Source organism: Klebsiella sp. HMSC16C06 (genome assembly GCF_001808325.1).
In the GTDB taxonomy this organism is placed as follows: Bacteria; Pseudomonadota; Gammaproteobacteria; order Enterobacterales; family Enterobacteriaceae; genus Klebsiella; species Klebsiella variicola.
Window position 1 is genome coordinate 1 of record NZ_KV792989.1, and the last position, 9,302, is coordinate 9,302.

Annotated in this window: 8 protein-coding genes and 1 pseudogene; 1 reads left to right on the plus strand and 8 read right to left on the minus strand. The window is 61.1% G+C overall.

The features are described from left to right. The 8 genes and pseudogenes from HMPREF3142_RS06585 to HMPREF3142_RS06620 all read right to left on the minus strand — a co-directional run. The coding region (locus HMPREF3142_RS06585; RefSeq protein ID WP_139146163.1) for an ATP-binding cassette domain-containing protein at positions 1 to 187 on the minus strand (187 nt) is incomplete at its 3' end. Beyond that, positions 174 to 938 (minus strand): amino acid ABC transporter permease, encoded by a 765-nt coding sequence (locus HMPREF3142_RS06590; RefSeq protein WP_008804505.1) that lies wholly within the window; start codon positions 936 to 938, stop codon positions 174 to 176. The genes HMPREF3142_RS06585 and HMPREF3142_RS06590, both read right to left, overlap by 14 nt. Positions 939 to 1,001: 63 nt before the next feature. Continuing rightward, positions 1,002 to 1,769, minus strand: coding sequence for a basic amino acid ABC transporter substrate-binding protein (locus HMPREF3142_RS06595; RefSeq protein WP_008804504.1), 768 nt, complete (start codon positions 1,767 to 1,769; stop codon positions 1,002 to 1,004). 92 nt (positions 1,770 to 1,861) lie between these two features. After that, positions 1,862 to 2,795, minus strand: a pseudogene (locus HMPREF3142_RS06600) (MurR/RpiR family transcriptional regulator). After that, positions 2,761 to 3,738: an iron-siderophore ABC transporter substrate-binding protein gene (locus tag HMPREF3142_RS06605; protein WP_074456603.1), complete on the minus strand. Its 978-nt coding sequence runs from the start codon at positions 3,736 to 3,738 to the stop codon at positions 2,761 to 2,763. Before HMPREF3142_RS06605 ends, HMPREF3142_RS06600 begins: the two are co-directional and overlap by 35 nt. After that, complete coding sequence (locus tag HMPREF3142_RS06610) at positions 3,728 to 4,780, minus strand: FecCD family ABC transporter permease (protein WP_022066101.1); 1,053 nt, start codon at positions 4,778 to 4,780, stop codon at positions 3,728 to 3,730. Before HMPREF3142_RS06610 ends, HMPREF3142_RS06605 begins: the two co-directional genes overlap by 11 nt. Then, a complete protein-coding gene (locus tag HMPREF3142_RS06615) occupies positions 4,777 to 5,802 on the minus strand; it encodes a FecCD family ABC transporter permease (RefSeq protein WP_023322816.1) in 1,026 nt (341 codons plus the stop codon). The genes HMPREF3142_RS06610 and HMPREF3142_RS06615 overlap by 4 nt, the downstream gene beginning before the upstream one ends. Next, complete coding sequence (locus HMPREF3142_RS06620) at positions 5,799 to 6,620, minus strand: ABC transporter ATP-binding protein (protein ID WP_008804500.1); 822 nt, start codon at positions 6,618 to 6,620, stop codon at positions 5,799 to 5,801. The genes HMPREF3142_RS06615 and HMPREF3142_RS06620 overlap by 4 nt, the downstream gene beginning before the upstream one ends. 505 nt (positions 6,621 to 7,125) lie before the next feature. On the opposite strand from HMPREF3142_RS06620, the gene HMPREF3142_RS06625 reads away from it, so the two are divergent. After that, positions 7,126 to 9,198 carry a TonB-dependent siderophore receptor gene (locus HMPREF3142_RS06625; RefSeq protein WP_072122350.1) on the plus strand — a complete coding sequence of 691 codons (2,073 nt, stop codon included), beginning with the start codon at positions 7,126 to 7,128 and terminating at the stop codon, positions 9,196 to 9,198. The last annotated feature ends 104 nt before the right edge of the window (positions 9,199 to 9,302 follow it).

Below are 9,302 nucleotides of genomic sequence, written 5' to 3' on the forward strand. Positions count from 1 at the left end.
AGCCGTTAACCACCACCTCGCCTTCGCTGACCGTTTCCAGGGCGTTCATGCAGCGCAGGAAGGTACTTTTTCCCGAGCCGGACGGGCCGATGATGCACACCACTTCCTGCGGTTTAATATCGCAGCTAATGCCGCGCAGCACGTGGCTGTCGCCGAAGCGCTTATGTAAGTTATTAATGTGAATCACTTTTGCCAAACCTCTTTTCCAGACGGTTAACCAGCTGCGCCAGCAGGAAGGTGATCACCCAGTAGACCAGGGAGATGGTCAGGTAGGGTTCCCAGTAGGTGGCGTAGGCGCCGGAGACGGTGCGCGCGGCGTAGGCCAGATCGGCCAGGCCAATCGCCGAAGCCAGCGACGAGTCTTTGACAATGGCGATGGCGTTGTTGCCCAGCGGCGGCAGAATGCGGCGAAACGCCTGCGGCAGGATCACCTTGCGCATGGTTTTCCACCACGGCATGCCCAGCGCGCGGGAGGCCTCCATCTGCCCTTTGTCGATCGACTGGATGCCGGCGCGGAAAATCTCCGACACATAGGCTCCGGCGTTAAGGGTGATCGCCACGATGCAGGAGAGGAACGCCCCGTAGCTGGCGCGCAGCTCGCGGGCAAAGTCAGCGCTCATCAGGCCGCCGGTTACCAGCAGGCCGTCGCGCGGGTTGATAAACAGCGGCACCAGCGCAAAGTGCACCACCATAATCTGCACAAACAGCGGCGTACCGCGGAAGGCGCTAACGTAAAAACGCACCGGAAACTGCACCAGGTAGCGGAGAATATATTTCCATGGCCCGTGCTCGGCCTTCGCCATCCGCCCGAGACCGAGAGTTAACCCCCACAGCGTCCCGAGGATCACGCAGATAATGGTACATTTAATCGTCATCAGGGCGCCGTCCACAAACAGCGGGCCGTACTCCTCGATGATCTCCCAACGGAATCCCGTCATAGTCCTTCCCTAAAAAATACGGCTATCGCCTGGGCGATAGCCGTGGTCACTGAAAAAGGTGGATTATTGCGCTGGCAGCGTCGGCACGTTGTCGTCGAACCAGGTTTTATAGATTTTGGCGTAAGTCCCGTCAGCAACAATCTTTTGCAGCCCGGCGTTGATCTTGCCCAGCAGTTCGCTGTTGCCTTTCGCCACCGCAATACCAAAATACTGACGCTCAAATTTGGCATCCGGCACCAGCTTGAACTGCTTCTCCGGGTGCTGTTTGATGTAGTACTTCACCACCCCGACGTCGCCAACCGCGGCGCTGACGCCGTCCTCAAACAGCTCCTGAAGCATCAGCGGGGTATTGTCGAAACGCTTGATCGCGGTGCTGTTTTTGCCCAGCACCTCAGAAACCACGATATCGCCGGTGCTGGAGTTCACCACCCCGACCTTCTCGTTTTTCAGGGCCGCCAGCGAATCCACCTGCGAGTCCTGGGCGACGACGATAGACTGCTCGGCCGGGAAGTACGGCGCGGAGAAATCGACCATCTGTTTGCGCTTATCGGTGATGGTGATCCCGGAGATGATGATGTCGCGGTCGCCGGTGTTCAGCGTGGCGAAGATGCCTTCCCATGGGGTATTGACCAGCTTGACGTCAAAGCCTTCGGCTTTAGCGATGGCTTTGATGATGTCGATGTCGAAACCTTCCAGCTGTTTCTGGCTGTTTTCAAATTCAAACGGCCGGTAGGTGCCGCCGGAACCGACGGTATAGGTTTCCGCAGCCGCCTGTCCGGCTGCCGTCAGCGCGGCCATCATGAAACACGCCTTGAGCAAATTCTTGACCATGAGATTTCCTTTTTATGCATTTATTTTGCATAAAAATACACACACTGACTTTTATATGCAACCGGAAACCTTCCCGCTGGTGAATTATCTCTTCAACTGCCCCGTTTACCGCCGGATTTACCGATGGCCCGGTGCAGGTCGTTGATTCGTTTCAGGGATTTCACCGTTTTTTGTGGCGTGGTGGAGGCCACCGACAGGACAATCATCTCCAGGCAGACCAGCACCGTGCCGTGCAGCGGCATCCGGCTGCTGTCCCCGCCGCGCGGGACGTCGATCACCACCTGCGCCTCCTGGCTGAAGCGCGAGTCCACCGCCTGGGTCAGCAGGATGGTCGGAATACCCAGCCGCTTCGCCTCGCGCAGGGTGGTCATCCCTTCGCGATGGGGGGATTTTTGCCCCATCATGATCAGCACATCGCCGCGCTGCAGGCCGATAAGCTGCTCGGCGAGGCTGAAGCCCGTGCGGTTCAGCACATACGCCGGCAGGCCAATGCGGCTGAACAGCCGGGCGGTGTACTCGGCGAGGATCCCCGAGGCGCCGATGCCGAAGATCCCTACCTGGCGCGCGTCGCTGAGCAATGCCACCGCCTGGGCCACCGCCGCGCGGTTGTCGGCCCGCGACAGGACCTCGCAGACCCGCTGATGGCCTTCAAGCACAAAATCAATACTGGAGTTGACGTCGCTGGAGAGCGCCGTGACCGTCGAGCGCATCTTTTCCGCCGAGGTGACCGAGGTGCCGAACCAGCGCTCCATGGTCTGCTTAAGCTCGCGCAGCCCGGCGAAACCCAGCGCCTGGATGGCGCGTACCACCGTGGCGTCGGAGGTCTGGGTCGCCGTGGCGATCTCCATCGCCGTATGCTCCAGCACCACCTCGCGGTTGTCGTTGATATAGCTGACCACGGCCCGCAGCCGGGGGGAAAGCTGGTGCGCCCGGGCGCGATAGCGTTCGCCGAACAGATCGACTTTGCCCTTCTCTTTTTTTACCGCGCTTTTCATTTGGCCTCCGCCGGGATGGGCCTGCCGGCAATATGCGACTGCACCTGGGCCACCATCAGAGACAGCGCGGCGTAGGAGTTAGAGATCACCTCTTCCCGCGGCAGCAAAATATAGTGCCCGGTGCGGCAGGCACGCAAAAAGTCACACCAGCCGGGCATCACGCCTTCCATCGCCTGCAGCTCATCCTGCGGCTTACCGCCGGTATCCGACCGCCAGGTGGCGAAGACAAAATCGGCGTCCAGCTCCGGCAACTGTTCAGCGCTGACGTCAATGCGCTGACCGTCGGGGATCCGCTCAATCAGCGGCGGAAAGCGGAACCCGGCATCGCGCAGCACCCGGCCCAGCGCATGATACGAATGATGCACCGTGACCTTGCCGTTGTTCGCCTGGATCACGGAGACGCTGTACTGCGGTGGATTGACCATCGCTTTCAGCTGTTTGATTTGTTCCTGATAGCGGCGCTCAAGGATCGCCAGCCGCGGCTGGGTGCCGGTCAGCTGCGCCAGCTTGCGGTAAATCTCCGGGGCGCTACCCTGCAGATGGTCGATGCTCACCGTCGGGGCAATCTTCTCCAGTTGCTCCACTGACACATGGCGGCTGGGCTCGGTGATAATCAGATCCGGCTTTGCGGCGGCTACCGCTTCCAGATCGATATCGGCGGTGCCAATAAAGCGGATATCGCTGTTGTCGAAATCGACACCGGTGAGCTGGGCGCTGGCGCGCAGATAGTGGCTGCCGTCCGGGCGCGTCCGGCCGTGGCTGGCGATCGGCGGCACCCCGAGCTCAATCAACGGAATGGTAATATCGAGATCGTGCATCGAAACAATGCGCTGCGGATGCAGCGGGACGGTGACCGTGCGGCCTAAATCATCGGTGAAAGTTTGAGTTTGTGGGGCGGCGGCGCTGACGGCCCCCGTCAGCAACAGCAGCAATGAGACGAACCAACGCATACTACCTTCCTGGTTAAAGGGCATCACGGCGACGCCAGAGCAAGACAACAAAGAATGGGCAGCCCACCAGGGCAATGACAATCCCCGCCGGGATCTGCAGCGGGGCAAACGCCAGCCGGCCAAGGGTATCGGTTACCAGCACCAGCAAGGCGCCAATCAGCGCGCTGCCGCACAGCAGCGATACCTGGCCGCCGCGCAGCACAAAACGCGCCATATGCGGCGCCATCAGGCCCACAAAGCCCAGGCTGCCGACGCAGGAGACGCTGGCCGAGGTCAGCAGCACCGGCGCGAAAAAGCGCAGCATCGTCAGCTGCTGCAGACGTACGCCGAGGCCGATGGCGGTCCGGTCGCCCAGCAGCGCCACGTCCGCCGCCCGGGCGGTACAGAACAGGATGATGGCCCCGGGCAGCGCCCAGCAAAAGGCCACCGCCAGCAGCGGCCAGGTGGCGGCCTGCAGGCTGCCCGCCAGCCAGATCATCGCCGTCTGCACGTCGCGAACGTCGGCGGTGGTCATAAAGATGCCGACCGCTGCCGCCAGAGTCCAGGAGACGCCGATGCCAATTAAAATAAAGCGCGGCCGCGAACAGTCGCGCGCCAGCGTCAGGACCAGCAAGGCCACCGCCACGCCGCCGACCATTCCCGCCAGCGGCCGCCAGACCAGGCCTACCGCCGGGAAAAACAGCACCAGCGCCAGCACCACGATGCTGGCCCCCTCTTTGACGCCAATCAGCCCCGGGTCGGCCAGCCCGTTACGGGTGATGCTCTGCATCGCCGCGCCGGCCATCCCCAGCATGGCCCCGCACAGCAGCGCCATCAGGATCCGCGGCAGGCGGATATCAAACAGAATAAAGCGCGGCTGCTCGCCCATCTCCTGCGGCGCCAGCAGGGCCCGCGCCAGCGTCGACGCGGGCAACGGAAAGCTGCCGCGGCTGAGGCTGTACAGCCCGAGCGCCAGCAGCATCAGCATCATGATGGCGGCAATATTGAGCGCCGCCGGGCGCAGCAGCAGCTGGCGGGAGGCGATAACCAGCGGCCGAAAACCGGCCCGGTGAACGGCGCGCGTCATTTAAAAAACCTCGCGGCGATAAAGATAAACAGCGGTGCGCCCACCAGGGCGGTCATCGCCCCGGTCGCCAGCTCCTGCGGCGCGACCAGCGTCCGGGCGGCGATGTCCGCCAGCACCAGCACCAGCGCCCCCACCGGCGCCGCCAGGGGCAGCGCCAGACGGATATCTTCCGTCACCAGACGGCGCACCACGTGCGGCACCACCAGCCCGACAAAACCGATCGGCCCGGCCACCGCCACCGCCGCACCGCACAGCAGCGCAATCGCCAGCAGACCCAGCAGCCTCGTCTGGACGAGATTAATGCCAAGGCCCAGCGCCACCTTATCCCCCAGCGCCAGCACATTAAGCCGTGGGGCAATGAGCAGCGCGACGCCAAGGCCGATCAGCGCCGGAACCAGCGCCGTCTGCAGCGTGCTCCAGTTCAGTCCGGCCAGGTCGCCGGCCAGCCAGGTACGCATCGCCAGCAGCGTCTGTTCATCGAGGATCAATATCGCCGCCGTCACCGCCGACGCAAACGCTGACAGCGCCACTCCGCACAACGTGATGCGCAGCGGCGTCGCCCCGCCGCGCCCGGCAGAGGCCAGCGCCATCACGCCACCGAACAGCAGCCCCGCGCCGCAGGCGGCGGTCAGCGGGCGCCCGGCGGGAAAAGCGCCGAGAGACAGGCCCAGCGCCGAGGTCGCCACCACCGCCAGCGAGGCGCCGGCGTTAAGGCCGAGAATATGCGGCTCGCCAAGTGGGTTACGGATCACCGTCTGCAGCAGCAGCCCGGCGACGCCGAGCGCCGCGCCGGTCAGCAGCGCTGCCGCCAGCCGCACCAGGCGCAGATCGACGATGATTCGCTGGTCGAAGTTGCGCGGATTGTACTCCAGCAGCGCCTGCAGCACCGTCTGTGGGGCTATCCAGCGGGCGCCTAAGCCAAGATGCACCAGCGAGGCGGCGATAAGCAGCAGCGTTAGCAGCAAGAGTGCCAGTCGGGGGCGGGCATGACGCCGCGCGGCGTACATAACGGCGGCGCTCATGCGTCAACGGCCTGGCGGGCGCGAAACGGCATAAAGAACGGTTTGCCGGTTTGCGGATTAATCGACATCTGCACGTCAACGTCAAACACGCGTTTAATCAGCTCAGGGCTACAGACGTCGTTGTCGCTAATCGTGCCGGCGATGCGCCCCTGTTTGAGGAACACCAGCAGATCGGCGTAGTTAACGGCAAAGTTAAGGTCATGGAGCACCGTCACCACCGTGCGGCCATGTTCGCGGGTGAGAGTCTGGAGCAGCTCGAGGATATCGACCTGATAGCGCAGATCGAGCCAGGTGGTCGGCTCATCGAGCAGAATGGTGGCCGTTTGCTGGGCCAGCGCCATGGCGATCCAGCAGCGCTGACGCTGGCCGCCGGAGAGGCTGTCCACCGGCAGATGGGCGAATTCGGCGGTACCGGTTAAGCGCAGCGCCTCCTCCACCGCCAGCTCATCGGCCTCGGACCACTGGCGCATCAGCCCTTGCCATGGGTAGCGCCCGCGCGAGACCAGCTCGAAAACCGTTAACCCCTCCGGGGTCAGCGGCGATTGCGGGAGGATGCCCAGCTGGCGCGAGACGGCTTTCGTCGGCATCTGGTGAATGGCTTGCCCGTCCAGACGCACGCAGCCGCCGAGCGGTTTCAGCATTCTGGCGATGGTCGAGAGCAGCGTGGATTTACCGGAGCCGTTCGCCCCGGCCAGCACCGTCATTTTGCCGGTGGGAATGGTCAGGTTGATATCGTCAACGATCAGGGTCTGGCCGTATCCGGCCGACAGGGCATCCAGTACGATCCCCTGCTCTGCAGGTTTCACCCGCTGTGGCATAACTCGCTCCTGCGCCGCAGCGTTCCAGGCCATCGCTGAACAGTCTGCAGTCAAACAAAAATAAATCTCATTCTCTTTTGATCATGACGGGGATAGATGTAGTAGTCAATACTCGCCATCGTCATCCGTCCGTCGCGAGCACTACAGCGAGGCTGCGCAACAGAAAAATCGATAAAATCATTTAATATCAATAAAATAACAACACACCACCTCATTGAAAAGACGTGATAACCCCGCCATTTCCCACCGCCAATTTTTTATCTTACATAACATTTACTACTACATCCCTTCATGATTGAATGATTCTCAATTACACATCTGAAGGCGCGTTCAGACGCTAAACAGAGTGCTTTTATTATTCAGGGCAATGATTTTATTGGCTTAATCTGACCGCAAAGGCAGATTCGTTCACGAGAAACAGATAATGACTCAACCCCATGTCGCCTGCAGAGCGTTGCAAGGGCGCGCGCTTTTTTCGCTTCTTTTTTTAGCCTCACCGGGATTAATGGCCGCCGACAATAGCGCGGCGAAAAGTAATAACGACGCGGAAGAGACCATCACCGTGGTGGCCGACGGCGCGCAGCAGAGCGCCACCAGCGGCTATCAGCCACTCAGCTCCGCCACCGCGACGCTGACCTCGATGCCGCTGCTGGATATTCCGCAGGTGGTTAATACCGTCAGCGATCGGGTTCTCGAAGATCAGCACGCCACCTCACTCGATGAGGCGCTGTATAACGTCGCTAACGTGGTGCAGACCAACACCCTCGGCGGTACCCAGGACGCCTTTACCCGCCGCGGCTTCGGCGCCAACCGCGACGGCTCGATCATGACCAACGGTCTGCGCACCGTGCTGCCGCGCAGCTTTAACGCCGCCACCGAACGGGTGGAAGTCCTGAAGGGGCCAGCTTCAACGCTGTACGGTATCCTCGACCCCGGCGGGCTGATCAACGTCATCACCAAACGGCCGGAGCGGCAGTTCTCTGGTTCGGTTTCCGCGACGTCCACCAGCTTTGGCGGCGGTACCGGCAGCTTCGACGTCACCGGCCCCATCGAAGGCACGAATCTGGCGTACCGGCTGATTGGGGAATACCAGAATGAGGATTACTGGCGCAATTTTGGTAAAAACAAAAGCAGCTTTATCGCCCCTTCCCTGACCTGGTTTGGCGAGCGGGCGACGGTGACCGCGTCCTATTCGCACCGCGACTACAGCGCGCCTTTTGACCGCGGCACTATTTTCGATCTGAACACCGGCCATGCGGTGAACGTCGATCGCAAAACCCGCTTCGATGAAGCGTTTAATATTACCGATGGTTATTCCGATCTCGCTCAGCTCAACGCCGAGTATCGCCTTAACGACGCCTGGACCGCGCGCTTCGACTACAGCTACAGCCAGGATAATTACAACGATAACCAGGCGCGGGTGATGGCCTATGATTCGGCGACCGGCAACCTCACCCGCCGGGTCGACGGTACCCACGGTTCAACGCAGAAGATGCATTCCACCCGCGCCGACCTGCAGGGCAACGTGGTGGTGGGCGGCTTTTATAACGAACTGCTGACCGGCGTCGCCTATGAGAATTACGATCTGCTGCGCACCGATATGCTGCGCTGCAAGAACGTGAAAGGCTTTAACATCTATCATCCGGTCTACGGCACTCTCGACACCTGTAATACCGTCTCCGCCTCCGACAGCGATCAGCGTATCCAGCAGGAGAGCTATGCCGCATACGTGCAGGACGCGCTGTACCTGACTGACAACTGGATCGCGGTCGCTGGCGTGCGCTACCAGTACTACACCCAGTACGCCGGTAAAGGCCGACCATTTAACGTCAATACCGATAGCCGCGATGAGAAATGGACGCCGAAAGCCGGCCTGGTCTACAAGGTGACGCCGAACGTCTCCCTGTTCGCCAACGTCGCCCAGTCGTTTATGCCGCAGTCGTCGATCGCCAGCTATATCGGCGAGCTGCCACCGGAAGAGTCCACCTCTTACGAAGTGGGCGCCAAATTCGACCTGTTAAACGGCATTACCGCCAATATCGCGCTGTTTGATATTCATAAGCGTAACGTGCTGTACACCGAGAGCATTGGCGATGAGACAGTGGCCAAAACGGCGGGCAAGGTGCGTTCCCAGGGCGTGGAAGTGGACCTGGCCGGGTCCATCACCGATAACCTCAGCGTGATCGCCAGCTACGGCTACACCGACGCCAAAGTGCTGGAAGATCCGGATTACGCCGGGAAACCGCTGCCAAACGTACCAAAACATACCGGTTCGCTGTTCCTGACCTATGACATTCATAACGTCTATAACAGCAACACCCTGACCGTCGGCGGCGGCGGCCATGCGGTCAGCAAGCGCTCCGGCACCAACGGCGCGGATTATTATCTGCAGGGCTATGCGGTGGCGGATGTGTTCGCCGCCTATAAGATGAAGCTGCAGTATCCGGTGACGCTGCAGGTGAATGTGAAGAACCTGTTTGATAAGACCTATTACACTTCCTCGATCGGCACCAATAACCTCGGCAACCAGATTGGCGACCCGCGCGAAGTGCAGTTCACGGTGAAGATGGATTTTTAAGCCGGACCATGGCGTCGCGCCGGATGTTCATTGCCGGGCGGCGCTGCGCTTGCGCCGGCCTACGACTGCATAGCCTGGGGTCCTTCCCCTTCCTGTCGAGTTCG

Coding starts and splice junctions, on each gene's coding strand:
- HMPREF3142_RS06590 (WP_008804505.1), bottom strand. CDS start 938: ATGACGGGATTCCGTTGGGAGATCATCGAGGAGTACGGCCCGCTGTTT.
- HMPREF3142_RS06595 (WP_008804504.1), bottom strand. CDS start 1,769: ATGGTCAAGAATTTGCTCAAGGCGTGTTTCATGATGGCCGCGCTGACG.
- HMPREF3142_RS06605 (WP_074456603.1), bottom strand. CDS start 3,738: ATGCCCTTTAACCAGGAAGGTAGTATGCGTTGGTTCGTCTCATTGCTG.
- HMPREF3142_RS06610 (WP_022066101.1), bottom strand. CDS start 4,780: ATGACGCGCGCCGTTCACCGGGCCGGTTTTCGGCCGCTGGTTATCGCC.
- HMPREF3142_RS06615 (WP_023322816.1), bottom strand. CDS start 5,802: ATGAGCGCCGCCGTTATGTACGCCGCGCGGCGTCATGCCCGCCCCCGA.
- HMPREF3142_RS06620 (WP_008804500.1), bottom strand. CDS start 6,620: ATGCCACAGCGGGTGAAACCTGCAGAGCAGGGGATCGTACTGGATGCC.
- HMPREF3142_RS06625 (WP_072122350.1), top strand. CDS start 7,126: ATGGCCGCCGACAATAGCGCGGCGAAAAGTAATAACGACGCGGAAGAG.